Origin of the sequence: Prochlorococcus marinus str. MIT 9211 (assembly GCF_000018585.1) — a bacterium.
Classification (GTDB): Bacteria; Cyanobacteriota; Cyanobacteriia; order PCC-6307; family Cyanobiaceae; genus Prochlorococcus_D; species Prochlorococcus_D marinus_B.
Genome location: NC_009976.1, coordinates 1,296,568 through 1,322,859, shown reverse-complemented (window position 1 = coordinate 1,322,859; position 26,292 = coordinate 1,296,568). Strand labels below are relative to the sequence as shown.

35 protein-coding genes and 1 tRNA gene are annotated in these 26,292 nt (G+C 36.5%); 18 read left to right on the top strand and 18 right to left on the bottom strand.

Translation table 11 applies throughout. The features are described from left to right. Positions 1–156 precede the first annotated feature (156 nt). Positions 157–264 (bottom strand): high light inducible protein, encoded by a 108-nt coding sequence (locus P9211_RS07165; RefSeq protein WP_012196027.1) that lies wholly within the window; start codon positions 262–264, stop codon positions 157–159. Between the two features lie 547 nt (positions 265–811). After that, a complete protein-coding gene (locus P9211_RS07160) occupies positions 812–1,330 on the bottom strand; it encodes an adenine phosphoribosyltransferase (RefSeq protein ID WP_012196026.1) in 519 nt (172 codons plus the stop codon). A gap of 598 nt (positions 1,331–1,928) precedes the next feature. On the opposite strand from P9211_RS07160, the gene folE reads away from it, so the two are divergent. Beyond that, positions 1,929–2,675, top strand: a complete 747-nt coding sequence (gene folE, locus P9211_RS07155) for a GTP cyclohydrolase I (RefSeq protein WP_012196025.1) — start codon at positions 1,929–1,931, stop codon at positions 2,673–2,675. Positions 2,676–2,860: 185 nt separating this feature from the next. Here the strand turns inward: folE and P9211_RS09880 are convergent, their stop codons facing one another. Beyond that, positions 2,861–3,082, bottom strand: coding sequence for a hypothetical protein (locus P9211_RS09880; protein WP_012196024.1), 222 nt, complete (start codon positions 3,080–3,082; stop codon positions 2,861–2,863). Between the two features lie 219 nt (positions 3,083–3,301). Then, positions 3,302–3,535, bottom strand: coding sequence for a hypothetical protein (locus P9211_RS07145; protein WP_012196023.1), 234 nt, complete (start codon positions 3,533–3,535; stop codon positions 3,302–3,304). A gap of 334 nt (positions 3,536–3,869) precedes the next feature. Here P9211_RS07145 and P9211_RS07140 point away from each other — a divergent pair, with 334 nt between their 5' ends. Continuing rightward, on the top strand, positions 3,870–4,217 hold the full coding sequence (locus P9211_RS07140) for a hypothetical protein (protein ID WP_012196022.1): 348 nt from the start codon (positions 3,870–3,872) through the stop codon (positions 4,215–4,217). 414 nt (positions 4,218–4,631) lie between these two features. Here the strand turns inward: P9211_RS07140 and P9211_RS07135 are convergent, their stop codons facing one another. Further along, a complete protein-coding gene (locus tag P9211_RS07135; protein ID WP_012196021.1) occupies positions 4,632–4,868 on the bottom strand; it encodes a hypothetical protein in 237 nt (78 codons plus the stop codon). 117 nt (positions 4,869–4,985) lie between these two features. Here P9211_RS07135 and P9211_RS07130 point away from each other — a divergent pair, with 117 nt between their 5' ends. The 3 genes from P9211_RS07130 to P9211_RS07120 all read left to right on the top strand — a co-directional run bounded on the left by P9211_RS07130 (position 4,986) and on the right by P9211_RS07120 (position 7,154). Continuing rightward, positions 4,986–5,921, top strand: coding sequence for an oxidoreductase (locus P9211_RS07130; protein ID WP_012196020.1), 936 nt, complete (start codon positions 4,986–4,988; stop codon positions 5,919–5,921). A gap of 207 nt (positions 5,922–6,128) precedes the next feature. After that, positions 6,129–6,284: a hypothetical protein gene (locus P9211_RS09810; protein WP_193328931.1), complete on the top strand. Its 156-nt coding sequence runs from the start codon at positions 6,129–6,131 to the stop codon at positions 6,282–6,284. A 3-nt stretch (positions 6,285–6,287) separates the two neighbouring features. Beyond that, positions 6,288–7,154 (top strand): EamA family transporter, encoded by an 867-nt coding sequence (locus tag P9211_RS07120; protein ID WP_012196018.1) that lies wholly within the window; start codon positions 6,288–6,290, stop codon positions 7,152–7,154. A gap of 22 nt (positions 7,155–7,176) precedes the next feature. Here P9211_RS07120 and P9211_RS07115 read toward each other — a convergent pair whose 3' ends face one another. Continuing rightward, positions 7,177–8,193: a CobW family GTP-binding protein gene (locus tag P9211_RS07115; protein WP_012196017.1), complete on the bottom strand. Its 1,017-nt coding sequence runs from the start codon at positions 8,191–8,193 to the stop codon at positions 7,177–7,179. Positions 8,194–8,305: 112 nt separating this feature from the next. Between P9211_RS07115 and P9211_RS07110 the strand changes: the two genes are divergently transcribed. The 5 genes from P9211_RS07110 to P9211_RS07095 are packed head-to-tail and all read left to right on the top strand — an operon-like array spanning position 8,306 to position 10,510. Beyond that, on the top strand, positions 8,306–8,521 hold the full coding sequence (locus P9211_RS07110) for a hypothetical protein (RefSeq protein WP_012196016.1): 216 nt from the start codon (positions 8,306–8,308) through the stop codon (positions 8,519–8,521). A gap of 2 nt (positions 8,522–8,523) precedes the next feature. Beyond that, on the top strand, positions 8,524–8,916 hold the full coding sequence (locus tag P9211_RS07105; protein WP_012196015.1) for an SxtJ family membrane protein: 393 nt from the start codon (positions 8,524–8,526) through the stop codon (positions 8,914–8,916). A gap of 3 nt (positions 8,917–8,919) precedes the next feature. Further along, positions 8,920–9,081 (top strand): DUF5989 family protein, encoded by a 162-nt coding sequence (locus P9211_RS09875; protein ID WP_012196014.1) that lies wholly within the window; start codon positions 8,920–8,922, stop codon positions 9,079–9,081. Positions 9,082–9,117: 36 nt separating this feature from the next. Then, positions 9,118–10,182, top strand: a complete 1,065-nt coding sequence (locus tag P9211_RS10020) for an SGNH/GDSL hydrolase family protein (RefSeq protein ID WP_343205516.1) — start codon at positions 9,118–9,120, stop codon at positions 10,180–10,182. Positions 10,183–10,225: 43 nt separating this feature from the next. Next, entirely contained in the window at positions 10,226–10,510 is a 285-nt protein-coding gene (locus P9211_RS07095) for a hypothetical protein (protein WP_012196012.1), read from the top strand. A 316-nt stretch (positions 10,511–10,826) separates the two neighbouring features. Here the strand turns inward: P9211_RS07095 and P9211_RS07090 are convergent, their stop codons facing one another. The 6 genes from P9211_RS07090 to P9211_RS09800 all read right to left on the bottom strand — a co-directional run bounded on the left by P9211_RS07090 (position 10,827) and on the right by P9211_RS09800 (position 14,094). Then, complete coding sequence (locus tag P9211_RS07090; RefSeq protein ID WP_143703350.1) at positions 10,827–11,678, bottom strand: hypothetical protein; 852 nt, start codon at positions 11,676–11,678, stop codon at positions 10,827–10,829. A gap of 287 nt (positions 11,679–11,965) precedes the next feature. Beyond that, the gene (locus P9211_RS07085) at positions 11,966–12,145 is read right to left on the bottom strand and encodes a hypothetical protein (protein WP_012196010.1); all 180 of its coding nucleotides are present in this window, start codon (positions 12,143–12,145) and stop codon (positions 11,966–11,968) included. A 726-nt stretch (positions 12,146–12,871) separates the two neighbouring features. Further along, positions 12,872–13,027, bottom strand: coding sequence for a rubredoxin (locus tag P9211_RS09400; RefSeq protein ID WP_086934888.1), 156 nt, complete (start codon positions 13,025–13,027; stop codon positions 12,872–12,874). 145 nt (positions 13,028–13,172) lie between these two features. After that, entirely contained in the window at positions 13,173–13,343 is a 171-nt protein-coding gene (locus P9211_RS09805; protein ID WP_012196008.1) for a hypothetical protein, read from the bottom strand. Between the two features lie 82 nt (positions 13,344–13,425). Beyond that, positions 13,426–13,731: a hypothetical protein gene (locus P9211_RS07080; protein ID WP_012196007.1), complete on the bottom strand. Its 306-nt coding sequence runs from the start codon at positions 13,729–13,731 to the stop codon at positions 13,426–13,428. A 192-nt stretch (positions 13,732–13,923) separates the two neighbouring features. After that, positions 13,924–14,094 (bottom strand): hypothetical protein, encoded by a 171-nt coding sequence (locus P9211_RS09800; protein WP_012196006.1) that lies wholly within the window; start codon positions 14,092–14,094, stop codon positions 13,924–13,926. 206 nt (positions 14,095–14,300) lie between these two features. Here P9211_RS09800 and P9211_RS07070 point away from each other — a divergent pair, with 206 nt between their 5' ends. Together P9211_RS07070 and P9211_RS07065 are read left to right on the top strand one after the other, a co-directional pair. Beyond that, positions 14,301–15,368 carry a chlorophyll a/b binding light-harvesting protein gene (locus tag P9211_RS07070; RefSeq protein ID WP_012196005.1) on the top strand — a complete coding sequence of 356 codons (1,068 nt, stop codon included), beginning with the start codon at positions 14,301–14,303 and terminating at the stop codon, positions 15,366–15,368. A gap of 220 nt (positions 15,369–15,588) precedes the next feature. Further along, positions 15,589–16,254, top strand: coding sequence for an SDR family oxidoreductase (locus tag P9211_RS07065; protein WP_012196004.1), 666 nt, complete (start codon positions 15,589–15,591; stop codon positions 16,252–16,254). A gap of 79 nt (positions 16,255–16,333) precedes the next feature. On the opposite strand, the gene P9211_RS09125 is transcribed toward P9211_RS07065, so the two are convergent. Beyond that, positions 16,334–17,293 carry a helix-turn-helix domain-containing protein gene (locus tag P9211_RS09125; RefSeq protein ID WP_012196003.1) on the bottom strand — a complete coding sequence of 320 codons (960 nt, stop codon included), beginning with the start codon at positions 17,291–17,293 and terminating at the stop codon, positions 16,334–16,336. Between the two features lie 998 nt (positions 17,294–18,291). On the opposite strand from P9211_RS09125, the gene P9211_RS07050 reads away from it, so the two are divergent. From P9211_RS07050 to P9211_RS07040, 3 genes are all read left to right on the top strand, one after another. Next, positions 18,292–19,461, top strand: a complete 1,170-nt coding sequence (locus tag P9211_RS07050; protein ID WP_012196000.1) for a hypothetical protein — start codon at positions 18,292–18,294, stop codon at positions 19,459–19,461. Between the two features lie 97 nt (positions 19,462–19,558). Further along, positions 19,559–20,059 (top strand): hypothetical protein, encoded by a 501-nt coding sequence (locus tag P9211_RS07045; RefSeq protein WP_012195999.1) that lies wholly within the window; start codon positions 19,559–19,561, stop codon positions 20,057–20,059. A gap of 64 nt (positions 20,060–20,123) precedes the next feature. Next, complete coding sequence (locus P9211_RS07040; protein ID WP_225866201.1) at positions 20,124–20,516, top strand: hypothetical protein; 393 nt, start codon at positions 20,124–20,126, stop codon at positions 20,514–20,516. A 30-nt stretch (positions 20,517–20,546) separates the two neighbouring features. On the opposite strand, the gene P9211_RS07035 is transcribed toward P9211_RS07040, so the two are convergent. After that, positions 20,547–20,936, bottom strand: a complete 390-nt coding sequence (locus P9211_RS07035) for a DCC1-like thiol-disulfide oxidoreductase family protein (RefSeq protein WP_012195997.1) — start codon at positions 20,934–20,936, stop codon at positions 20,547–20,549. A 292-nt stretch (positions 20,937–21,228) separates the two neighbouring features. On the opposite strand from P9211_RS07035, the gene arfB reads away from it, so the two are divergent. After that, the gene (gene arfB / locus P9211_RS07030) at positions 21,229–21,657 is read left to right on the top strand and encodes an alternative ribosome rescue aminoacyl-tRNA hydrolase ArfB (protein WP_012195995.1); all 429 of its coding nucleotides are present in this window, start codon (positions 21,229–21,231) and stop codon (positions 21,655–21,657) included. 122 nt (positions 21,658–21,779) lie between these two features. Here arfB and P9211_RS07025 read toward each other — a convergent pair. Beyond that, positions 21,780–21,851, bottom strand: a tRNA-Gly gene (locus P9211_RS07025). A 157-nt stretch (positions 21,852–22,008) separates the two neighbouring features. Further along, a complete protein-coding gene (locus P9211_RS09615) occupies positions 22,009–22,152 on the bottom strand; it encodes a hypothetical protein (protein ID WP_159088381.1) in 144 nt (47 codons plus the stop codon). Between the two features lie 342 nt (positions 22,153–22,494). Here P9211_RS09615 and P9211_RS07020 point away from each other — a divergent pair, with 342 nt between their 5' ends. Beyond that, positions 22,495–22,668: a hypothetical protein gene (locus P9211_RS07020; protein ID WP_086934887.1), complete on the top strand. Its 174-nt coding sequence runs from the start codon at positions 22,495–22,497 to the stop codon at positions 22,666–22,668. Positions 22,669–22,745: 77 nt separating this feature from the next. Here the strand turns inward: P9211_RS07020 and P9211_RS07015 are convergent, their stop codons facing one another. Beyond that, the gene (locus tag P9211_RS07015) at positions 22,746–24,530 is read right to left on the bottom strand and encodes a tetratricopeptide repeat-containing sulfotransferase family protein (protein WP_012195993.1); all 1,785 of its coding nucleotides are present in this window, start codon (positions 24,528–24,530) and stop codon (positions 22,746–22,748) included. Between the two features lie 152 nt (positions 24,531–24,682). Here P9211_RS07015 and P9211_RS07010 point away from each other — a divergent pair, with 152 nt between their 5' ends. Beyond that, the gene (locus P9211_RS07010) at positions 24,683–25,741 is read left to right on the top strand and encodes a potassium channel family protein (protein WP_012195992.1); all 1,059 of its coding nucleotides are present in this window, start codon (positions 24,683–24,685) and stop codon (positions 25,739–25,741) included. A gap of 69 nt (positions 25,742–25,810) precedes the next feature. Here the strand turns inward: P9211_RS07010 and P9211_RS07005 are convergent, their stop codons facing one another. Beyond that, on the bottom strand, positions 25,811–26,221 hold the full coding sequence (locus tag P9211_RS07005; RefSeq protein ID WP_012195991.1) for a DUF1824 family protein: 411 nt from the start codon (positions 26,219–26,221) through the stop codon (positions 25,811–25,813). Positions 26,222–26,292 lie beyond the last annotated feature (71 nt).

Genomic DNA, 26,292 nt, shown 5'->3' with positions numbered 1-26,292 from the left:
AATTACTTTGGAGGGATAATTGCAGATGAAATAAATGTAAGTAATAACTTACATCTATTCCCATTTAATATTGATCCAAAAACTAATTTGTAGAGATTTTTTTGTAAGCAGCCTGAACAAATTGCTGCAAAGGCTTAAAAGGGTTAAATTCCATTGTCAAAAAACTCCAGGAATAATTTGGCCTGTAGTGACATATGCGCCAAAGGCTGCAACAAAACCAAGCATTGCTGCCCAGCCATTAAGTTTTTCTGCTTGAGGAGTCATTACAAATAAAAAAGGTGGTTGTAATTGAGATGTAGCTGCTTAGCAATAAGCAGGATGATTTGACCAGCGAGAAGGCATGTGCCGAAAATAAACATGAACCCAATCATGGCCACTTTCCAAAGCAATGCTTAAGAGCGAAGCGCTGGATTAATCCGTTCGACGAACAGATGTAACAAAATATAACACCAAATATTAAGGACTGTGAAGTGGTTGGTTCAGTTGCCTGGCTGGTTAGTCAATACGATTATTTGCTGAGCCTCTAATTTCGTTTTTGCAATTCCTTATTGGTTTAAAACTGGTTAGCATCGTGACCTGTTGATTACCTAACCATTGATGCTCCAATAATGCATAAAAGTCTGTTCAATGCGATCGTTGCCTTATATATGATTGGTTAAATAACCATCTGCAGTGATTGGAGTTGGATTCCTATCAATAAAGAAGACCCTGAACTTCCTTACTAGGACTAGTGGGGCAATATTTGGCAAATATTATTAGTAGTAGACAAGGTCAATCCCCTACTCTTTCTGATGAGAGTTGTAGTTAATTGCTAGAAAATTATTTGTGATTCTACAGGGAATGGTAGATAAGCTCTAGCGTTGAGTTGGCCCAACTCAACAACCACTGATAAACCTGTTATGTCTTTGCCTGCCTCTTTCAGCATTTCTGAAACGCACATTGCTGTCCCACCAGTAGCTAATAAATCATCAACAATTACAAATGACTGGTAATTTTCTATTGCTTTTTTTTGGATTGAAAGTGAGTTCTGGCCATATTCCAGTTCATAGGAATGCGTTATAAGTTCCCCAGGTAACTTGCCAGGTTTCCTGGCAACAATCATTGGTTTAGATAATTTCATTGATATTGCAGTTCCAAAAATAAAACCTCTTGCATCAATGGAGACAATTGCATCTGATGATTCAAATATTTGACCTGTAGACATGCCCTGAATTAGCCCCTCTAATTCATTTGGATGTTGTAGAAGTGGTAAAACATCTTTGAAGACAATTCCTTTCTTAGGAAAGTCTTTATGTTGACTGATTAGTTGGCTAAGATAATTTGACATCATTGTTTTATTTTGATCATTAATTGTCCACTTCAATATCTTGACTACATCTCAATTATAATTGCTGCAAACTAGGCTTTTATGCTCATATCTCAAGAAATAAGATCAACTATCGAGAATGTGGAGAATTCTTCCTTGAATATCTGTATCAGTATAGATAGATAGAGTCCCCACAAGAGAAGTAGGCATAAAATATACCAAATTAACTGCAGCTACTACTTGTTCAAGCAGCATCAAGTGCTATTCCCTAGCATTCGTCAAAATGATCCATATGGCTTAATCAATTTTTCGAGCTCAGAAATTTCGATTCGGTGACTGGCTTTGGTTTTTGATTCACTACTCAGGGACTGAAGATTTCTATAAAACCCCAGTTTCACTAAGGATATTTTCCAAAGTAGCGTTGTTACTACTTTATTTAATAAGTAACTGCCTTGGTTTGTGGGTTCTGGGGGGGGGAAGCCCTTTGCGTATTGGCACATTAATTAGTATAGTTTGCACCCTGGGCAAAATCTTATGCTATTAGGCCTTATAATCAATAAGCCATTCTGATTTTGTTTTTCAACTACCGGAGATCTGAATTTTTTTGATCTAAAAGTTATTTATGACTTCTACACAACCAAATCAAAATATTAATGAGGGGCATGAAGATCAAATTTCTTGCAAATTAGTTTCAGAAATAATTCGCTCTCGTATTAAGTCTGACAAAGTTAGATTTCATGCTAATGATAATATCGCAGATTATATCTATCCAGGCGAGTTGGAAACCTTAGAGAAGGAGGTTGCATCTAGAGTAAGAGAATTACTTAAGACACTTTTAATTGATGTAGATAATGACCATAACACTCAAGAAACTGCAGAAAGGGTTTCTAGGATGTATATCAATGAGGTCTTTAAAGGCAGATATCATAAACAACCAAAAGTTACTAGTTTTCCTAATGATAAAAACCTAGATGAAATATATACAGTTGGGCCTATAACAGTCCGCTCAGCTTGCTCTCACCATTTGGTACCAATTTTGGGTGATTGCTGGATAGGAATTAAGCCTGGAGAGAAAGTAATTGGCCTTTCAAAGTTTGCAAGAGTTGCAGATTGGGTTTTTTCGAGGCCTCATATTCAGGAAGAAGCAGTAATGATCCTTGCTGATGAAATTGAAAATTTATGTGAGCCAAAAGGTTTGGGAATTATTGTGAAGGCTCAGCATTACTGTATGAAATGGAGAGGAGTTAAGGAGCCAGACACTAGCATGATTAATTCAGTGGTTAGGGGGGATTTTCGACATGATCCAATCCTTAAACAAGAATTCTTTGAACTAGTTAGGCAACAATCAACTGTTGGCAAGAATTATTAAGTACATTCTCTTTAATGAGGTTGTGTTCAATTCTTTAATAGTTTGACGGCATTAACCTCTGTTTAGCATTCATTGGATTTTTTGATTTTAGAAATATCCAGATCAGAGGTTTCTAGTCCATAAAGATCAGATATTTTTGTTATAGCCAGAGCTTCTGCGCTTAGCCAAGATTCTGCTAAAACTTTCTAGGTTCTTTGACTAAATTCAATACCCAAGGCTTCATTTTTAGCTTTGTTCTCGTCTATTTCAAAAACTTTTTTTAAGCCCTCTGCACTTAAATGACTTTTGATTCTTAGGAAAACAACTTCCAACATGGAATAATAGAACTTTTCTATTACATTTTTGTATGCCCATTCAGCATCTTTTTGAGCTTTTTTGACATATTCAGCCGTGAAAACTTTGCCCATTTGTTATTTCTATTTGGTTGAATCTCTAAATTTTATAGCTCTCAGCCTCAAGTCTTAGAATAAATATTCTGAACATTTTTTGACCTAGTTGGCATTGTTCCCTTTAGTTATATCCGCAATACTTCTCAAAGTATTAGGAACTTCACCCAACAGTTCATGCTATTTCTTTTGCCCCTATAGGCTTCTCAAAAAGAAAGCTTTTTGCTAGGAATGCAAGCATTAATTGCTAACAGTTTTCAACTTTGGTTCATATACCGCTCCATTACATACTCCTACTGCAAGAGATTCTTTGGCTTTGTTGCTCCACTTGGTTAGATCTGGCTTTTCATTAATCCATCCAATAGTGCTATCAAGGCAAAGGTTCCAAGATGCAGCCTGCCTAGATACAGGGATTAATTCGATCGCGATACAAGAAACTCCTAAGGCAATAACTCCTAAGAAAGCTTTCTGCATTGAATCACTCATGATGTTGGTAAATAGACAATAATTGGCTCTACGAATTTAAGCCCATTGAAGACATAAAATCTATGAAAGAGCTTTTTCAAAAATCATCCATCAAGTACTTTGGGATTAAAAATTTTAGGAGCGTATATTTTTCGGTTCATCCCCACTTTTTTTAATAGGTTTGAAGGATTGATTGTTCAGTAGTTAATTACCCCCCCTTATCCAGTGACCTAAGAAAAAATCTTATTGGAAGGTGGAATTGTATTGATCAAGGTGAGATTCATTTCGCTTTGATTATCTTTTATATATTTCTAATGCTCAACAATTTTAAAACTGTACTGACATGAGTCGCAGTCGACTAGCTGTATGGGGTATAAATATCACTTCTTTGGATTTAGTAATGCAATCACAAAGTGGCTTTTCCGAGATTGGGCCTCAAGAACGTATAAAACAGTTTGCACTCAATAACTGGGAAAGGCTGACTGGTCGCCAAAAGACTTATGCCAAAAAGGTTTGGGGAGTTCTTACTTATAAATGGCGCTGGCAGATCGCCATGAACATACCATATCTTGCAATTTTCCTTTTGGATCGAACCATCCCCGCAGTCCATCAATTTGACATGGCTTTATTGGAAGTTATTAACTCTAAACTTCCAATCCCAGCTTTTATATCGTCATGGATGGGGTTTTAGAAAGATTCTTTTGATTGATTTTTCTAAAAAGTGGTTTTGGGATCCTTGTATAGGGATCCTTAATTGGTTGCTGATCTCTATTACTTGATACTAAAGACCTAAAAATTTCTATCTGTTCAGAAATTAGCTTGTTTGTATTTGGAAGATTGTCTTAATGCTTGCAAAAGCAATCTCTTTTTTAGCTAGGTTTTAATCAGTTTCATTACGGAGGTGATCCATTGTCGTATCTACCGAACGGTTTGGAGTCAATGGGAAAATTATTTGATGACTCAATGTCTTCTGCCTTAAAAGGTTTCATAATTAATAGGTTTATTTAGGAACCCTTTTTAGACCGATTAATTAGGAGCTCGCTATTGATTAGCGGGCTTTTTTCTTGACTTGGCTGCTTTATTTCAATACAAAGCAGCTTTTTAGTTAACCCCCATTGCAAAAGCGAACTGCAGCGGATGTACTTTTGCCACTGCCCTTAAACTCTTTAACGCATTCATTGAAAACTTTTGACTCTTGCTTTATTGCGCAAAAGCTTAAGGCTATTGCAGATAGGGATAATGCGGAGATAACACCAGTTCCCAACTGGATAAATCCATAAGCGAGCATTGCGCCTTTCTTGCTTCCACAATGCTTCTTTTCGGCTTTGTTCTCTTCTGTCATAGAACTCGTTGGTTAATAATCGAAATACTATCGAATAGTCTTAATTGCCGTAAGAATGAGGATGCAGCAAAAACCGTAAACCAATTTCATTAGAATTTTTCATCTTAACTTAATCAAATGATCTGGTCAGTCGACTCAATCCCTAATCAAGAAGGTCGCATAGTACTCGTGACTGGAGCTAATAGTGGGCTTGGCTTTGACACTGCAAGATTTTTGCTTAACAAAGGTGCAGGAGTAATTCTTGGCTGTCGTACCATGCAAAAAGCTGAACTAGCTCGGCAGAAGCTTCTTGAGCAAACTCCTTCTGCCAATATTGAATTATTAGAAATAGACCTTGGGGATTTAAATCAAGTAGATAGAGCTGCAGATCAAATCGCTATTAAATATAAAAAATTGGATCTTTTGATTAACAATGCCGGTGTTATGGCTCCACCATTTACCTTGAGCAAACAAGGCTTGGAACTTCAATTTGCTGTAAATCATCTGAGTCATATGGCATTGACTCTTAAATTGTTGCCATTAATGTCCAAACAAGATGGTGCAAGAGTCGTTACCGTATCGTCTGGAGCTCAATATATGGGCAAAATTAATTGGAATGATCTTCAGGGAAATAATCATTATGATCGATGGGCTTCTTATTCTCAAAGTAAATTGGCGAATGTAATGTTCGCTTTAGAACTTCATAAGAGATTAAAGAAATCAAATTGCAATGTTGCCTCGCTTTCTTCGCATCCAGGCTTAGCTCGAACAAACTTGCAGATAGCATCAGTAGCCGCTAATGGATCTTGGCAAGAGGGCTTCGCTTACAAATTAATGGGCCCTATGTTCCAGAGTTCAGCCATGGGGTCTCTTCCTCAACTTCTTGCTGCAACTGATCCGAACGCAAAAAGTGGTGAACAATATGGACCTCGGTTTAATTTCAGAGGTTATCCAAAATTATGTCGTGTAGCACCATTAGCTTTAAATATGGAACTCAGAGAAAAGTTATGGGAATTGAGTTTAAAATTGATAAGAAATTTTATTCAGATAAACTCATTCAAGGAAATTCTCTGAGAGTAATAAGCTTTAATTCCAATTGATAGATCGAATAAACCATTTATTTTTTCTGGCGTTTTGCTATTTCTGAACAGAAGCCTTGATGGTTAATTCAATTAGGAGTTTGATAATAAACATTGCCAGTGCAACCATATCAATGGAAATAAAGTTGACTCTCGACTTCTCTGAAAACTATTTAAGATGGATATAAATTTCAATACCCTAGTGAAAAAAATTCTTACATTGGCATTTGCGGTTTCAATGAGTACTTCCCCTTTACTCGCTTGGGGTTGGGGCGGTGATGGTGATTGCCCTTATTCCAAACATAAAACTCAAACGAGTCAAGAGAAGACCGAACAAGTTGAAGATTCAGAAAAGTAAGTTTTGCTAGGTATTGTTTCTGCCTTAGGAGCAGCTGGTTCTTGGACATACGCGTGTTATTTGTGGAGACAGCAGGCTAAATATTTTTCGGCTGCACAAATAAACATCACGAAAAATATAATTGCTTTCGTTATTTTCACCCCAGTGATATTAACTTTCGACTTTCAATCTAGTTTTAAAGAAATATTGATTCTTTTATTAAGTGGAATCATTGGAATTTCTCTTGGAGATACTTTTTATATAATTTCTTTAAAAGAACTAGGGACACGTCGGACACTTACTGTTGAAGCTATCTCGCCAATTCTTGCGACGCTTTTAGGCTCAATTCTTTTGAAAGAGATGCTTGCTATGAAAGTATGGCTGGGTGTGCTTCTAGTAAGTATGTCTTTGATAGGAGTGGCTCTTCAAAATACAGAAAGTATTCAAGATAGAAAAGCTAATATTGATAAAAAGAAAGGCTTTACTTACGCTTTCCTTTCTATATTATGTGCTGTGATTGCAGCTACATTGTCAAGATTTGTGCTTACTACTTCTGATCTGAATCCATTTCAAACGACGGAAATCAGATTACTTGGGAGCATTATCGGAATGCTTCCTTTCTTAAGTAATAACTTTATTGAGCCTATTAAAACATTGCCTTTACATAGACAGCTCAATATTTTATATGCAACATTTATAGGCACAAATATAGGAATTGTGTTACAGCAAAATGTTTTCAGATTACTCCCTATTGGACTAAGTTGGACCCTTTTAAGCACTTCCCCAGTTATTGCACTTTTCTTTTCAAGTTACGAAGGAGAGAAGATTAATTTGCAAACGTTGCTATTAACGCTAACAACAGTATTGGGAATTGGTATAGTATTTATTTGATTATTATGTTTTAACCTGTAGTCTATTTTCTGGAATCTATACAAGCTTCCAGTTGTCTTTTTAATTCTTCATGTTGAATATCTTTGCCTATAAGAACAATCTTATTTTCTCTTTTGACTACCCTTTCTGTATCATCAAGAGTGAATCTTTTCCCTGACAAATGAAATATATGAGTTATTTCACTTTCTGTAAACCAAAGTAAACCTTTGGCTCGATAGACAGTAGAGGGCAATTGATTATCTAAGAAATTCTGAAAACTTCTTAGAGAAAATGGATGATACGTTTGAAATGAGAATGAAGTATAACCTTCTATAGAATTCTCACCATGCTCATGCTCATGCTCATGCTCATGCTCATGCTCATGCTCATGCTCATGCTCATGCTCATGTTTAGTCAGATTGTTAGCTATAAGATCTGACTGGAATAACCCTACGCTTAGGAATAAAGCTAAAGGCACATTCGCATTAATACTTCTGAGAAGTCTTGGATCTGTTTTGATTGTAGATAACTTTGACTCGATATCGGCCAATCTTTCCTCTGAAACTAGGTCACATTTATTGATCAATAGAATATCCCCATATATAATCTGAGAACGAGCAATCTGGCTATCTAAAATATCATCATTAAAATTATCTGCATCAATTAATGTAATAATAGAGTCAAGTCTTAGCTTGTCCCTGACATCATTAATTGTCATTGCTACTGGCAAAGGATCCGCTAGTCCAGTAGTCTCAACTACTATGTATTCAACATCTTTATTAGTATCTAATATTTTATTGATAGCTTCTAATAGTTCGCCGTTAATTGTGCAGCAAATGCATCCATTTGTAAGCTCAATAATGTCTTCACCAGTTTTCACAATTAAGTCATTGTCTATCCCTATTTCGCCAAACTCATTTACCAAAACTGCTGTTTTTAGTTTTTCTTGACTAGTTAAAATATGATTGAGAAGAGTTGTTTTACCTGCTCCAAGGAACCCTGTCAAAATTGTGACAGGAATGCCTTGCAAATTATTCTCTACATTAGATTCGTTAGACATTCAAAAACTTAACCTTCATATCAAAGATAATATATTTGGAATATTTTATGGATTTTCTTTTGGCCAGCTTTATATTCATCAATAAGAGTGAAAGAGAATCTCTTTTTGGCTCATGATCAACTCAAGAGTAAACAAGTTACCCGAGAAAGTTAATACTCCTACATTTTCTCCATATGCATTAGTCAGGGCGAAAATAGGTTTCGCCTATAGGTGCTTTATGAGAACAGAGATGGATGTCTTGGTTCTTGAGAACCAAATTCTCTTCAAAATTGAACAACCCAGAGTTGAAAAGGACGAATCCTGGATGCAGGAGTTTGAACTCGATTGACCATGAAAGAAAAGATTTCTACAAAACAACTCCGCGAATTCGGTTTCCTAATTGGATTCGGATTCCCAGCTCTAATTGGTTGGATGCTGCCCGCTTTTGTGGGGCATGAATTCAGAGCATGGACACTTTGGGTAGGCGTGCCAGGGATAATTCTGGGACTGACTGCACCTCGTCTACTTTATTATCCATATAAAGGTTGGATGGTATTTGGGCATGGACTTGGATGGGTTAACAGTCACATTATCCTTGGATTGGTTTTCATTGTTGTTCTTCAACCCATTGCTTATGTAATGCGACTTTGTGGACATGATCCACTAAGACGTCGACGAAAAGGTGAAGAGACTTACAGAGAAAATAGAAAAGGCCACCACACCGACCTCACCCGCATCTTTTGATGCATGGAAGCATTTCTTGATCTTGTTAAGGACATCTGGGACTTTTTGAAAGTCCGAAAAAAGTATTGGTTGGCACCATTGATCATTACTATCGTCCTGATGGGGACACTTATTGTGATTACTCAGGGATCAGTAGTTGCACCATTTATCTATTCAATCTTCTAGAGCAATGAAACCTTCTTCCAAAGCGATTAATTTTGCATTGGCAACAACTTCATTGCTCATACCGATAGCACTCACAGAGGGGTCTCTCCGTATCGCCGAAAGGATTTCATATATGTCTCAAACTCACATAAAAAGGAGTACCATCAAATCTACAGCGATGAGCGAGATAAGCCTTATGTTTTTCATCATCACAAAAATATTTCAGTAACTTTACGAGGAAATGACAACTATAACTTCACATTCGATACGGATAAAAATGGGTTTAGAGGTTTCAATAAAGAAACAACATCAAATGCAAGTATTATTTTAATTGGCGATTCAATCGTAGAGGGTTCTTCTGTTGAAACAGCAGAAACATTTGGAGCAGTTCTAGAAAAGAAGACTGGTATTACAACTTACAATTTAGGAGTTGGCTCTTACAACACAAAACATGCGTATGAGCTTTTGAAGTCAAAATACGACTCAGACCTCAACGCTAAGCTCATCATATTAGGCTATTGCCTGAACGACACAGCTCAGAATATTTATCTCAGATACTTCGACCCAAATCTGTCAAATTGGAATATATACAACTATCTTGATGAAACAGCTGACAAAAACACTGGCCTTAAGGCAATCAGGACAAATGAAGTCCCGATTTCCGAAAAGGTTAAAAGAATTTTGCGGAAGACCAAGATTTATCATCTTCTAGTAGAAGCAAAAAATCGATTAATCAAAAAAACTGAGAACAATGGTATGTACCTTCTAAAGGACGTCAAGCCAGTTGACTTGCACTATACAAAAAAACATCTGCTGGACATCAAGAATTTTTCTGAATCAATAGGGGCAAAGTTGGTAGTCATAATTTTCCCTTCTCAGGCGCAATTAGAATCGGATTTAACTATTGATGAATTGCAGCAATCTGCGATCATTAAGATCTTGAACACTCTGGAAATTAGACATATCGAAATCTATGAAGCATTCAAGAGAGAATACAATGAAAATCCAGAGATTCGATGGTTTCACGACGTAATTCATCCATACAAAGCTGGTCATGAGTTCATAGGCAATTATCTTTCCAACAATCTTGATTTAAGTCGTTTCAATTCATCAAGTCAGTAGTTGTCTAAGCAGGATAATGCGCATGACATGAGCTATAGGACTCATGTCATGTAACCGTGAAGCAAATGCACCCTTTAAACATTCCACAGACCTCTTCATCAGCATCAATGACAAATCCTCTCTTGTCCTAGTTAGTTCCATGGCTGTAGTTGCAGTAATTCTTGTGATTGCTTTGATTGCAGTATCAACTTTATTGGCATTAAACCAGTCGCCATCATTATGGGTTGCGATGGTTCGATCTTCATTGTTTGGTGTGTCAACATCACTCCTAGGACTCTTATTGGCGATCTTTTACTTGTCTCCAAGCTCGCTTATAGCTGCTATTTAATAGACCTGCAGCTCCTTTTAGAAGCTCCATATTTAAAGAGTTACCTTTCTAAAATCTTTTTTTTGTACGAAAAATAAAATAGTGATGTTAGGCAGCTTTCCTTTTATGATGGCTCATTCGGTAAGTAGATAAATAAATAGAATCACTAAGGTAGCTGGTCCTTTGAGGATTATAGGTGAGTAATTCTCTATATATATATGGAGTGAGCTCTATCATTTTTTCATTATCAACAATTTTTAGGCTAGAAGTTGACATGCAAAACCTTGCAACTTGTATTTGTTATATCTAAAAACATAGGTCTCGCCATAAGTAAGAATTACGATTGACTTTCAGAATCATTTAAGTTTCCTAGCGGGGATCCCATGGCATGACTTGATTTGGGGATCTTCGATAACTTTTCAAAGATTTTACTTCCAGACGTCTTTAAGACCTCCATGGATGAACCCGTTGCATGACTTGACTTAGGCATTTTTGGAATTTTTTCAAAGATTTTATTACCTGAAACTTTCAGGGCTTCAAGAGTCTTTTCCCTAGCATTACTTGAGTTGGGTAGCTTAGATAATTTGTTGAAGAATTGACTGCCAGAAGTTTTTAAGGTTTCTAGAGATGAACCCATCGCATTTCCAGATTTCGGCAGCATCTGCATTCTGTAAATCTTTTCAAAAACCTTTTCACCCGATACCTTCAAGATTCCTAACGATGAACTTGTGGCATTGTTTAGAGTTGTTTTGCTTTTTTCAGCAACTTTTTTCTCTTCAGCAGCTTTTTTCTCTTCAGCAGCTTTTTTCTCTTCAGCAGCTTTTTTCTCTTCAGCAGCTTTTTTCTCTTCAGCAGCTTTTTTCTCTTCAGCAGCTTTTTTTTCTCTTAATGGGCTTTGCTCTTCAAGAACTTCAATGGAGTTGATATCTTGAGAAGGTTCTTGAATAGATTGAACTTTTTTTTGCTCCCAAGCTTTCTTAGCTTCTTGAGTCTTTAATTGTCTTTCAAGAACTTTTTTATCCCATTCGCCTCTCTCCATATCCTTTGCTATCGGGTCTTTACTTTTAGAGTCTTTTCCAGAAAAGAAACCAACTTTTGAATCCTTCAATTTGAAAAACGCCGTCAATTTTTTTGCGAGAGCGGTTGCCTTTTGAAAAGAATCGTTCTTTTGATAATTACTTGTTTTCATTACCATAAATCTTTTAAAACAAGGTTAATAGATTGTCTGGATATTGCCAGTCTTCGCAATGTAATAAGAGATAGGAGACTTAGTTGACCCATCAAAGCTAGACACTCAAGGCTTTTGAAAAGAAGATTTTATTACTCTAGTTGTCCTTAGAGGGATGAGACCTAGATAACTTTCATTGGAAATTTTATTCGCCTTCAACTTCTAGGAATGACTTTATGATTTGTGAATCTAGTTGATGAGAGGTTTCTACATCCCTACAAGCTTCGTTTATTGCTGATGATGGTTTTTTATTGGACAGCTGAATTTAATTTGATCCAATCGAAAATGAGATAAATAGCTAAAAGCACCCCTAAGTACAAAGGCAGTCTGGGAAACTTGATTAATAGACCTGGTGCTTTTGGTCTTAAATCCTTATTGGGATTTTTAGGTGCCAATCCTTGGTCTTGTCTTCTTTTTGCTTCTCCCATAGGCCTGACTTTTTAGTTTGAGCTTTATCTATTAAATACTGCACCTTATAACTAAGCGATGCAGTTTATTTGATTAGCCTTGAGAAGAAAAAGTACCAAATCAAAATAATCGTATTCAACATAAACGTGATTGATAAGGCAATAATCTTGAAAGTATTCCCCAGTTCTTCTCTTCTGGATTTACTTTTACTCTTTATATAAATCTATCCACTCTAGTCAGCGGAACCTGTCTTAGGAAACGGGTCTTGTCCACTTTTTAGTGGTTTTCTTCTTTGGCCTGAGAATAAAGAATATGAAAAGAGGTGCTATACCAACTAAAGGGACAGCAAGATTCATGAGATAGTTATGCTCCATGGGAAGACAGTATCTAATTAATTTCTAGCAAGGGCTGATTGATTAAGCAGCCAATTTCTTTCTCAGCGCAAGATTTTGAAGTTAAAGTTGCTTTTGGAACTCGATTCTCCTATACCTTTACCCTAACTGAGCTATAAGGAAAAGCATTCCTTTTGAGAGTAGCCAACCAATAATTAAACAAATGGCAATAGTTTTGAGTAAGGACATGGTATCCATCCAACCTTTCTGCATAATCTCGCAGAATTTCTGCAATTATGTGTGAAGGTGTGTTCTCCTGATACTTTTTGGATAAGTAAAAGAATTTTTGCATGAACTCTTTTCGTGGACTTTCTATCATTACGAAATTTTGCTAAAGCTTTCGTATAATTACCATCAAAGCGATTTAAACCTTTCTTTCATTGCTCCACAAATAGGACATTTCCAATCCAAAGGTAAGTCTTCAAATTTAGTTCCTGCCGGAATTCCGTGTATGGGATCTCCATTCTCTCCTTTGTAGATATAGATGCAATCCCGACATTGGTAGTTCATAGATTCCGACTGTTTTAAGCCCAGTTTTGATGAAAATACTATTGTATTAACTATTATTTTTTCTTTATCAGGATATCAAACTAGTAATATTCCATTGATGCCTTGAAGCTAGGCCACTGATTATTCTCAGTCTTGCCAGTTTGATTCAGTCAGCATATCCATCGTCATCCTGCGAGTGAATTCGTTGGGGTGAATTACCTGTTTGCTCATACCATGGATGAACATAAGCTTCTTTGTCTGAGTAAACTTCGCTCTTTAATTCGTTTAGTAAATTCTCAAGATCCTGAATGATCCTTTTTAGATTTCTTTTCTCCATTTATTTGATTTAATAGAATTATAATATTCTAAGACTGTTGTATATAAAATTTTTGCTAAATGCTTATAAATATAAATTTGACTTAATCAATAGCCAAATAGCCATTTTTGATTAATTCATCAAATACCTTTGACCCTCTTGCTTGAGTTCCTAAAGAAGGAGGCTTGATTTTATCTAAGACAGCAGCTAGGCAGGTAATCCAGAGACTACCTCTGCAAACACTACAAGCCTTAGATATATGATCTGGAGCCACTTCAAGACAACCTTGAGATGAGGATACTTTTATGCTTTCCAATTGAGAATAGAGCTCTATATCTAAAAGATCTATCTCTTGCAAAGTGAAATTTGTTCCTGAGGAATAATATTCTAGTAAGAGTTGATAATTCATTTTTGCTGCTAATAGAAGTCTCCTCTTATTAGATTTGATCTAATACATTGAATAGCTCAGTAGAATATTTCCTTTGCGCTTTAAAACTCCTTAGAATATTTTCTACTCAGTAAAAAAGCTGAGAATAATTCTCAGCTTTCAACCCTTTAGGTAGGAATCTTCTGCCTAATTACTTTAGTTGATGAAATTAAATTAATTGTCTTCTTGCTGGGCGTAATAGAAAAATTGCGAAGCGCCAAAAAAGGCTCCTAATCCAGCAAGCGCTGCCCCAAGATTAAATCCTGATGATGGCTTGATTAGGCCTATGTCAGATGGGTGAGGTAGCTGTGTCGCGAAATCAAGGAAGTGAGTTGGATCAATCATTGAATTGGATAGGAATTTTGTTTTATAGATAACCCAGGTGGGCTCCTTTGCCAAACCCGCGTTGAGTGACTTTACATCAGCTTTTCGGATGGGAAAAGAACTAGATACATTGACAAACAAATAAAAACCTTTAAGTATTCCGTCCAAATAGAAGAAACTACATGTAATGTTCGTTTGATTAGCGCATTTTTTCGCTCAAAAAAATTATGCAGACCTACGGTAATCCAGATGTCACTTATGACTATTGGGCTGGTAATGCTTCTGTTACCAACCGATCTGGTCGATTTATTGCCTCGCATGCAGCGCATACAGGCATGATCGCTTTTGGGGCTGGTTCAAACACACTTTTTGAACTATCACGTTTTGACCCCTCTTTACCTATGGGTGACCAAGGGCTTATCTTCCTTCCCCACTTGGCATCTATAGGTATTGGTTTTGACGAAGCAGGAGTTTGGACTGGTGCAGGAGTATTAACTATTGCAATTGTTCATCTCATCCTCTCCATGGTTTATGGAGCTGGTGGCTTAATGCATGCCATTTATTTCCCAGATGACATGCAGAAAAGCAGTGTGGCTCAAGCAAGAAAGTTCAAACTAGAATGGGATAACCCAGATAATCAAACTTTTATTCTTGGTCACCACTTAATTCTATTTGGGATTGCTTGTGCTTGGTTTGTTGAATGGGCAAGGATTCATGGAATATATGACCCTGCAATTGGCGCAGTAAGACAAGTCAATTACAATCTTGACTTATCAATGATTTGGGAAAGACAGGTTAATTTCTTAACCATCGACAGCCTTGAAGATGTTATGGGAGGTCATGCCTTCTTAGCATTTGTTGAGATTATTGGTGGTTGTTTTCATGCAATAGCTGGTTCAACAAAATGGGAAGACAAGCGCCTTGGTTCTTACGACAAACTCAAGGGTGCAGGTTTACTTTCTGCTGAAGGCATTCTTTCTTTCAGTCTTGCTGGTATAGGTTGGATGGCTATTGTTGCTTCTTTCTGGGTTTCACAAAACACGACTGTTTTTCCTGTTGAGTTCTATGGAGAACCTTTGAACCGTGCATTTGTAGTAGCGCCAGCTTTTGTTGATTCTATTGATTACAGCAATGGAATAGCTCCATTGGGTCATTCTGGACGTTGTTGGACTGCAAACTTCCATTACATTGCAGGATTCTTTGCATTGCAAGGACACCTTTGGCATGCACTTCGTGCAATGGGCTTCAATTTCAAGGATATTGGAGCAAAACTAAGGTCTGCACCATCAACTTAGAAACTACTATTTAGCAATAGTGTGACCCCGTCTTAGGACGGGGTTTTTTTTTGCGAGTTCCCTAAAGCGCAGCTTTGTAGGCTTAGAGAGAATGTTTGATTTGCCTTTCTAAAATTTGAAGTATTAATTAATTATTTAAAACCTAATTAGTAAAGTTACTAATTATTATTATCCATCATTACTTAAGTTCAATTAAAGTCTAGTCAACTGCAATGCCACCTTGTCTACTTACTTAATAACAGGCTCTAACCGAGGACTTGGATTAGAGTACTGTCGGCAGTTGAAAAAAAGAGGAGATAATGTTATTGCAACATGCAGGACTTCATCTGCAGATTTAGATGATCTTGGTGTAAGAGTTGAATCTGGAGTTGATATAACTTCAGGTGCATCAGTTCTAACGCTTAAGAAAAAATTAGAAGGTATTAATATAGACATATTAATTCAAAATGCTGGGATAGCAGAGTTTAATTCTTTGTCAAATCTTGACCCACAAAGTGTTACCCGCCAATTTGAAGTTAATGCATTGAGCCCTTTATGTTTTACTCATGCATTTCTTGAAAATATGAGTAAAGGTTCAAAAGTTGTCTTTATGACAAGTCGAATGGGATCTATAGATGACAATACTTCAGGGGGCTCTTATGGATACAGGATGTCCAAAGTTGCGCTTTGTATGGCTGGCAAATCTTTATCTATTGACTTAAAGCCAAATGGCATAGCTGTTGCTCTCTTGCACCCTGGATTGGTAAGTACTCGAATGACAGGTTTTACTCCCAATGGGGTGTCACCTCAGGAATCTGTAATTGGCCTTCTTTCAAGGATTGATTCATTGACACTTGATAATTCAGGAACTTTTTGGCATTCAAATGGGGAAGAACTCCCTTGGTAAGCATTACTTAAGAATTAGTAAATCAGTAATTTATTAATCCTAGTGCCTTGACTTGCTAATTTTTAGTAAGGGACTTAATTTAATCTTTCTTTTTGACACTTATATTTTCACCATTTGGTTGTGTGAAAATTTTCTCTATTACTTGACCTCCCGAAACTATTAATGTTTTCAAAGAAGATTCATTGTTATTGTTTTCTTCTTCTATAGAGTCTTTTAGATCAGCATTTGTTTTAATATCTTGGCTATTTTCTTCTTCTATAGAGTCTTTTAGACCAGCATTTGTTTCAATGCCTTGGCTATTTTCTTCTTCTTCTATAGAGCCTTTTAGATCAGGGTTTGTTTCAATGCCTTGGCTATTTTCTTCTTCTTCTATAGAGCCTTTTAGATCAGGGTTTGCTTTAAGATCTTCTTTCCCATTCGTCTTTATAGGCTTTTCTAGGTCATCAATACTCTTGATATCTTGAGTGACTTCATTCTCTTTTTTTAATGTTAGGGATTGAGCAGCTTTTTTCTCTTCCCACTTTCTTTTTGCTTCTTTAGCCTTAAGCTCAACTGCAATTACTTTCTCTTCCCAGTTATCAATTGGTTTATTTGACTCAGATATGTTTATCAGGCCGTTTCTATCTTTAGAGGTTTGTTTGTATAAAAAGTTCATTAAGACATCTTTTGAAATCTTAATAAAATCAACGACATTTTGATATATAGACTTTTCAATTTGAGTTGGCAACTCTTCATTTTCCTGTGAAGGATTGTCTTTCAATTTGCTAATAAGATCATCACTGCTTAGTTTTAATCTTTCAGCTATTCTCTTTGTCATCCCTATTATTAAGACTCTTTCTGGCAATAAATCGAGCTGGGCACTCTCTATTGCAACAAGCTTTTCTTTATTAATTCTTAAATCTTCAGAAAGAGCTTCAATGGAAATATTCTGTTGTTGCCTCGCTTCATGAATTAATGCTCCAACTATCTTCAGTTGATTTAAGTTGATCGCACTGTAGTCTTTTGTACCCTTTAGATATGGAATAGTCTTCAAAATCATGGTAATAAACTTATCTAATAATACTTAGCAAGACCTTGTTGTCATTGTAATATTTGTAATACTTATCTCAATTTCTATGAGATCTACTCTTCTGTAATCCTTGGATCTGGTTTTAGATTTGGAAGACAGGACTAAAAAGTACTTTTCCTAACCGGCAGAGACCTTGATGTAAAAGGCGAAAAGATAGGCATTTGAAATTCATATTTCCTTGTTATAGGAGTAAATGCTAGGTAATAATCACCTGGTAAGAAAAACCGAGGTTGAAATACTCGAGCGTAAAGACGGATTTACAACAGTCCAGGTTTTGATTACATATCTAATAGGACCCTGGGTAAATCACCCTAATAAATAAGTCCAAGTAGTTAGGAGGGGCTTGGTATTTAGGTCTTAATTATAAAAAAAATAAAGGATAACCCAAATGATTAATCATTATTCCAGCGATGGCAATTGTGAACTAAAAAATTCTCATTTGCAGAAAGATGGATATCGAAAGAGGCGACAACTTGAGGTTAAAAGAAGACTTTCAATTTTGCAACATAAAAAAATTCAATTAGAGAGAGAGCTTAGAACCATCAACTCTATGCTTTTCTCTTTAAATAAGCAAATAGAAAGTTTTTATAACTATAAAAAAGTATCGATAAAATCTTGAAGGTTCGTTAGTGCTACTCTTGATATGCTGACCCTTGTTATTTAAGGGGGGGATTATATCTTAATCTATCCTGATAAGTTGATTGACTATTTAATAAATATCTAATTAATTTGTATCTACTTGTTAATTGGGTTCGCGTATACTGATCCAATTTGACATTGTTTAGTAAATTAGCGTTTTCAAGCCTGGTGGCTTAAAGTCGCTCTCTTTCTCAATTGATTGATCCTTCATATAGTTGCTAAAGGTTGAAACTTGATGAATTTAAAGCTATCAATGCAGTTGATTTACCTTTAAAAGAGAAGGCCTTTTAGAAACGATAAGAGTGCTTGAATAAATCAATACATACAATATGGACTTACAAGTGGCAGCAAGCAAACAAGGAGTTGATAAACAAGCCGCTGCCGCCAAGAAGGCAGCTGCAGAAAGGCAAGCCGCTGCCGCCAAGAAGGCAGCTGCAGAAAGGCAAGCCGCTGCCGCCAAGAAAGCCGCTGCAGATAAGAAAGCAGCTGCAGAAAGGCAAGCCGCTGCCGCCAAGAAGGCAGCTGCAGATAAGAAAGCCGCTGCAGAAAGGCAAGCCGCTGCCGCCAAGAAGGCAGCTGCAGAAAGGCAAGCCGCTGCCGCCAAGAAGGCAGCTGCAGATAAGAAAGCCGCTGCAGAAAGGCAAGCCGCTGCAGATAAGAAAGCCGCTGCCGCCAAGAAAGCTGCTGCAGATAAGAAAGCAGCTGCAGAAAGGCAAGCCGCTGCCGCCAAGAAAGCCGCTGCCGCCAAGAAGGCAGCTGCAGAAAGGCAAGCCGCTGCCGCCAAGAAGGCAGCTGCAGAAAGGCAAGCCGCTGCCGCCAAGAAAGCCGCTGCAGATAAGAAAGCAGCTGCAGAAAGGCAAGCCGCTGCCGCCAAGAAAGCCGCTGCAGATAAGAAAGCAGCTGCAGAAAGGCAAGCCGCTGCCGCCAAGAAAGCTGCTGCAGATAAGAAAGCAGCTGCAGAAAGGCAAGCCGCTGCCGCCAAGAAAGCAGCTGCAGAAAGGCAAGCCGCTGCCGCCAAGAAGGCAGCTGCAGATAAGAAAGCCGCTGCAGAAAGGCAAGCCGCTGCAGATAAGAAAGCCGCTGCCGCCAAGAAGGCAGCTGCAGATAAGAAAGCCGCTGCAGAAAGGCAAGCCGCTGCCGCCAAGAAAGCCGCTGCAGATAAGAAGGCAGCTGCAGATAAGAAAGCCGCTGCAGAAAGGCAAGCCGCTGCCGCCAAGAAAGCCGCTGCAGATAAGAAAGCAGCTGCAGATAAGAAGGCAGCTGCAGATAAGAAAGCCGCTGCCGCCAAGAAAGCCGCTGCAGATAAGAAAGCGGCTTCAAATGCTCAACAAAAGCCAATACAGAAATTAAAAACGGTTTCTGAAAAGAAGAGAGAAGAAAAGAATGAGCTTTTGAAGATTTCTGTTTATTTAGATACAGGCAAGGTGATTGGCCTTGTATCGATAGGGGTTTTTGCTTCAGCAATTTTGATGACTGCTTTTGCTTTTATTGCAAGGTGATTGAAATAGGAGCATTTCAAACTCTCTTTTTTTATGGCGAGTTGTTGCCAGTCAAATAGCAAGTGCTTTTGGGTGCTTGAATGGTGTTTGATTTTGAATGGATCAATCAGTGCTACGAGAAAGACTTAAAGAAATTATCGAGTTTGCTAGGTCTGAGTCCCCTTACCGCTCAGCAAATAAAGGTTGGGTAACTGATGATGTTTATTTAGAGTGGGGCTCTAATAAACAAAACTCTCCCACTAACTTCGATCAGTTATTAAAAGTATCCTTTTATTGGCAGCCAATTATTCAACTTGCATCACTTCTTTTAGTTATTATTTTTGTCGCATCAATTTTTGCATTTACACCACGTGCTTTCTCTCATGGCAAATTCTCATCGATTAGTAATTTTGTTGAGTTGATTCCTAAACCTGTACCAGTTGAAGAAAATATTGATTCTTTAGTATCCAGTGCAACTACTCTTAAAGATGAGTCAGTTAAGATTGATTCACCCATAATAGAAAATAGCACTATTCTTACTAATCAAAACTCTTTAAATGATTCTAAATCAACTCGCAGTACAATTACTGCAACTGACTTATTTCAGCCAAAACATTAGATTAATATATGAATTTGCTTGATTTGTTTTAAGCTATATTTAAGTTCTCTTAGCTCAAGATAAATTGATAAACATATTTTCTTTTGTACTTAGCTTTTTCCTTTCGATTACACCATCAACAACCTTTTATTGTGATGGTGAGATGCTTACTGCGACTATTAGAAATAATTTAAATGGGGATTTTGCTCTAACAAGTGATCTGGAATCAATTGACGAGGGAGCCTTTGTAGTTCTTGAGTGGAAAAAAATCAATCTTATGCTTCCTATTTCATTTCAAGCAGGAGAGATTAGTTTTACTGATAAAAAATGGTTGTGGAGTTATCAAGATAAAGAACATGGATTATTCAAAGACACACCTAGATTTTCGCAGCGTTTACCCTCTGGAGAGATTGTAGAGCATGATTGCAAGCTCAATGACCCTATTGAACTAGAAAAGGAAAATATTGCTATGGGCTAATCAAAAAGGCGTATTGAGATTGGCTCTTCATTAAGCTTTAGAAATCAACTTATTTGGAACCCCTTTCAAAAAAAGTGCAACTCTTCTAGACCAAATCAAAATAGGGAACAAAAAAAATGTCCTTTTAGGCGATGAAAAAACAGCTCTAATAATTTCTAGCATTGTATCTGAAGGATTCTTAAGTTGAGAACAAATCCAACTAATGGCACTTGCTCCATGGAGAATTTCATCGTCCTTAATCAGAATTGCACCTTTATCTAAGTCATAGCCTTTTGCATATAAATTATTCATTTTGGTGAGATAGTCCCTTCCATTTAGAAATGAAATATTGGGCAAGTTACTTTTTAGTTCAAGCAATTCTGCAAAATGATTACAGAATGGACACTCCCCGTCGTAAATGAAAACAAGCTTATGTTCCATTCTGCAAGATTAATTATTTAAATTTTAGGCTCTTCTAATAAATTTTGCGTTTATTTTTTATTTCATTAAGCTTTTATTTATGGATTCAATTTGTAAGGCCTATCATTATTTATAGTGATCAAAAGAAGATTTCGTGGATTTCCAAGACAAGTTAATGATTGGCGCACTAGTTTTTCTAGGGATTTCTGGTGCTTATTACATTTGGCTTTGGTTTAGTGGCTTTATTCGTGAGAGTAGGGCTAGCGACCCAGTTAAACAGCCATGGGAATAAATCATATAAAAACTTTTCACGGTGAACTTAACTGTAAATTCAAGATTAGTTATTCCATCTAGGGAGCTCCAATGGCGATTCTCACGCTCATCAGGCCCAGGTGGGCAAAATGTAAATAAGACTGATAGCAAAGTAGAACTTATTTTTCATATCGAACAATCAAATGTTCTTAGTAAATTTCAAAAATATATACTGCGAGAACTATTAAAAAAACATATTGTTAAGGACTGTATTCGTGTAGTTGCTAAAGATAGTAGAAATCAATACCAGAATAGAAGATTAGCACTATTTCGATTGGCAAATTTGCTTAGATCTACTTTGAAGCCGCCTAAAAAATTAAGGAAACAAACTAAACCATCACTTGCTTCCAAGAAACGAAGGCTTGATTTAAAAAAACAGAGGAGTAATAAAAAAAAGAATCGTCAAGTGAAACCCTCATTAGAAGATTAATACAGCAAAATGATGTTATATACCAATCAATTAAAGCAAAGAGTCTATTTAACTAATACTGTCACTTTAACCTAGGTCATCAGCATAAACTCAATCAAGACTTATTTTTATATAAGCCCTAAAGCGGATGACCAGATTTGAACTGGCGACATTCAGCTTGGGAAGCTGACGTTCTACCACTGAACTACACCCGCATTTGACGAAAATTTCTTGGAAAGGTTTAAAGACCTTAAGGGATATGTATTGCATATACATTAGCTAAGATCTTCAACTATTTAACTATCTCCTTTCGCGATCGATTGCTAAGTCTTCTAAAGGCAAAGTCCAGTATTACCAAAAAGTTTGCAAACCTTATTCTTTCTTGCCTTTAAGAATTAATAAAAGAGGTAAGCCGATCGTAAAAATAATTCCAAAACTAATGATAAGTAGACCTAGCGTCGATGCTGGATCTACACCTTGAGATCGATCGGCTATCGAGATTAACTGAACAATCATATATTTCTTTCTTTCATTAAATGGAGGGAATGGATCTTTCTATCAGGACCGATGACTGCTCGCAAGGCAGTATCGACTTCTTCTTATTGTAGATATTTAAAAATTTCAGCGCTCATCAGAAAGGTCTTTCCTCTGAAAGTGGAGAGCACCTTTAGATTTCGATTCTCGGCCCTATAAGTAGCGTTTTTTCTTGGACTTGATCATTGCAACACTATAAGTAGTGTGTATCTTCAGATGACAAATCGCTTGACAGTGATTAGTGTTGAATTAATGGCCGGGTGATGGGGATTGTTCGGTCATCAGATGGGGGCTTTAAGCCCCTTCTTATTTCGAACTTTTGCCATGAATCTTGGATTGCTTTTTCTAGAATCTCTTAAAACAGGGATTATTACTAATGAAGAAATGGCTTGGGTGGCGAGTCATCAAGGTGATTTTTCCAGAATAGAAGAAGCAACCGCAATTAAATTAGGAAGGCTTTTGGATAGAGGATTGATTCGACTTGGTTGTCGTCTGTAGCGAATAAAAAGTCGTTAAATTTTTAACTGAGCTATGAAAAGCTTAAAAAAAATAAACCTTATGTCTTTTGGAGGCAACTAAATGATTTTTTGGTCTAAATAATCTATTGCTGGTTTTAAAAGCTCTGTATATTTCTTCCAGCCATAAAGAGATTTATTATTAATAGGATACCTTACTTGCACATTGCTTGCTGTACTAACTGCTCTATTACTTTTGTCAGGTGATAAATATAATTCTTCCCATTCCCATCCCAACCAATTTATTAGAGACCTGATTTGATCTTTTGGTGAAATAACCAATTGATCATAATCTAGGCTATAAATCTTTTCTGGGTATAATTTCTTATAATAATTCATTAGATAAATATGATTTGAAAGAACTTTTGAGCAATCTAATATTGATGAAGAGTAATAATTTCCTTTTGCAAAATTTGCTCTATACATAGAAAGAATATTATCAAGAGGATTCCTATAACAATGAATAATCTTAGCTGCTGGGAATTGACTAGCTATAAAACCAGAATACATATAGTTATACAAATTCTTATCTGTTGTTATGCATTCCTTTTCTGCAAAAGAAGACCTTTTTTCATAATAGATTTCAAAAAGACTCTTCCCCTTGGATTGCTTGTCTTGCATATTCCATTCAGAAAAGGCTTGTTCAAAAATAACTGTTTCTCCTAAGTCAACAACTTTTTCTTTCATACTTAGAATAGACTCTAATAATGTAGAACCAGAGCGAGGCATTCCTACAATGAAAATGCAATTCGAAACTGGACTTGTTACTGGTATGTCTTCTTGATAGTCTTTATATTTATCGAGAATTTCAATAGACTTTTTAATTTGCTTATTTGCATTAGATGGATATAATTGGAGCTTTATCTTATTGGCTTCTTTGAGATATTCAGAGCTTTCTAAAAAAAGATTTTTCTTATGAAGAATATTAGATCTTGCAAAACATAAATCTATCTTAAAAGATAAATTATCTAAATTATCTAAATTTATTTTAAAAAGTTTATCTTCTAACTCTCTCTCATTTGAATAATCGGTTAATGTTGATAATGAGTAATACGCTGGTGCGAGCAAGCCGTCTATCTGTATTGCTTTAATTAAAGTTTTTTCTGCTTCTTTTAGCTTTCCAAGGTCTTTTAATAAAATTCCAAGATTAAGATGTGCGTTTGCCAAGTTTGATTGCAATGATATTGCTTTTCTAGTGGCATCTTCAGCTTCTTTTAAATTGCCTTTTTCTTTTAGCAATACACCAAGGTTGAGATGTGCGTTTGCCAAGTTTGATTGCAATGATATTGCTTTTCTAGTGGCATCTTCAGCTTCTTTTAAATTGCCTTTTTCTTTTAGCAATACACCAAGGTTGAGATGTGAACTTGCCAAATTAGGGTCCAATATAATTGCCTTTCTTGTACAAAGTATTGCTTGATCTAGATCTCCTTGATCTTGTAAAATTCCACCTAGGATTAAATATGCATCACATAAATTAGGTTTCAATGAGATCGCTTTTCTAGCATATAACTCTGCTTCTTTTAATTCACCTTTCTCTTTTAGGATTAATGCTAAATTAGAATAAGCATCAGCGTATTCTGGGAATAAGGTGACTGCTTTTTTTAAGTAAAAACATGCTTTGTCAAGATTATTTCTTTGTTTATATATAGCACCGATATTTGAGTAGACTCTAGGATCTTTAAAACCTGCATTGATTAATTTCATATAGCAAGCCTCTGCGTCAACAAAATTACCGGAAGAAAGATGCCTTATTGCTCCAGTCATTAATTGATTAATCTGGACTTCTGATAGCTGATTGTGGAATTTCTTTTTATTTGAAATTTTTTTTTCTCCAAAGCCATTCATAGTTAGATATTAATGTTTAAAATTTTCTATAAATCGATTTAGTTCATTAGCATATTAATGCCTTTTGCTATTTCTTTATTTATTTAGCATTATATTTAAAGAATAGTGAAAGGCTTTAAGGCTAATTTACTGATTATGGTTACCAGATTTTTATGAGGCGAATAATTGATCAGAAGGTTTTATTTCGAGATTTGGCTAAGCCATGGTTAGGCCCATTACTCTCATTGATGGCTTTGTTCCTGCTTGGAGCATGTGGCTATCGCATCACAGAAGGATGGGATTGGGGTGATTGCCTGTGGATGGTTCTTATTACAATTAGCACAATTGGCTTTGGTGAAGTTGAACCGCTTAGTGCAGCAGGGCGAGTAGTTACAATATTAATCATTGGAGGAGGCTTGGTTGTTGTTCAGTTAACGCTGCAAAGATTTATTCGGCTTTTTGAGTCGGGTTATTTTCGTAGAATGAGTGAGCTTAGATTTCGTCGAAGATTAAGGAGTATGGAAGATCATGTAATCCTTTGTGGATTTGGTCGAATTGGAAAAGAAATTGCTGAAGAACTTCAATATGAAGGGGTCCAAGTATTGATTGTCGAAGCGAATGAATCTAGTCAAAAAGCGGCAGAGGCAAAAGGATTTAATGTTTTATTGGCTGATGCGACATTAGATGAGACATTGATATTGGCTGGAATCCAAAAATGTAGAAGTTTAGTCGTAACCCTGCCAAGTGATGCTGCAAATCTTTATGTGGTTTTAAGTGCACGAGGATTGAATTCTCAATGTCGACTAATAGCAAGAGCAGAAAGTGAAGAAGCTGCAAATAAATTGAAGTTGGCAGGGGCAAGTGTAGTTGTTAGCCCCTATGTAGCTGCTGGCAGAACAATGGCAGCAACTGCATTACGTCCTATTGCAGTTGATTTTTTGGATCTCTTGGCGGGATCACAATGTGAGATAGAGGAGTTTTTGCTCAGTAGTGATCTAAATAAGTTTAAACATTTAAACAACCCTACTTTGGCTGGGCTTGAACTAGGTAGTAAAAGCGGAGCAATGGTCTTGGCTATTCGTGACGGAACAAGTTTGAATACTAATCCAAGCGGGGATGTTGAAATAGGGCCTGGACAATTACTTATAGCTTTAGGAAGTAAAAATCAACTCTTAGCTTTAAGAAGATTGTTAGAAGATGTTTTGTCTAATGTTGGCAGAGTTAAATATTAGTTAGACCCTATTATCAATCTTAAAAAGTATTAAATAAATTGATTATTTAATTTACTAATAGGACATTTCTCAAGGATTATTGTTTTCTTTGAAGAAATCTAAAGGGAAAGGGCCAAAAGTATCAGCATCTTTCTGCTCATCCAAGTGTTGACAACTCATCAGAATACCCTCACCTAGACCATGTTCAATACGTATATGAATATCACCAGTATTTTGATTTGCTTTAAGAAAAACAGGTCCAGCATCATTAGGCTTTGTAGCTAAGTTCATCTTCGACCAACTAAAAAATGACTCTATTTCTCGAATAACCTTGATAGCAACTTCACTAGATGGAGCCATAATGCCAGTCGTTAACCAATCAGCGTTGTCAATATAACCAGCGAGCTCTTTTAGCAATCTTTTTGATTGATTTATGCTCAACCTTGGTGCTGAACGGAAATTATTTAGATCTTTCAAGGAGTCAATTTCGGAATCAATCATTATTAAATCAATCAAATGCTTAGCGAGAATATGAGCCTTTTAACTCTTCTGATGGCTTGATATTCTTTTTG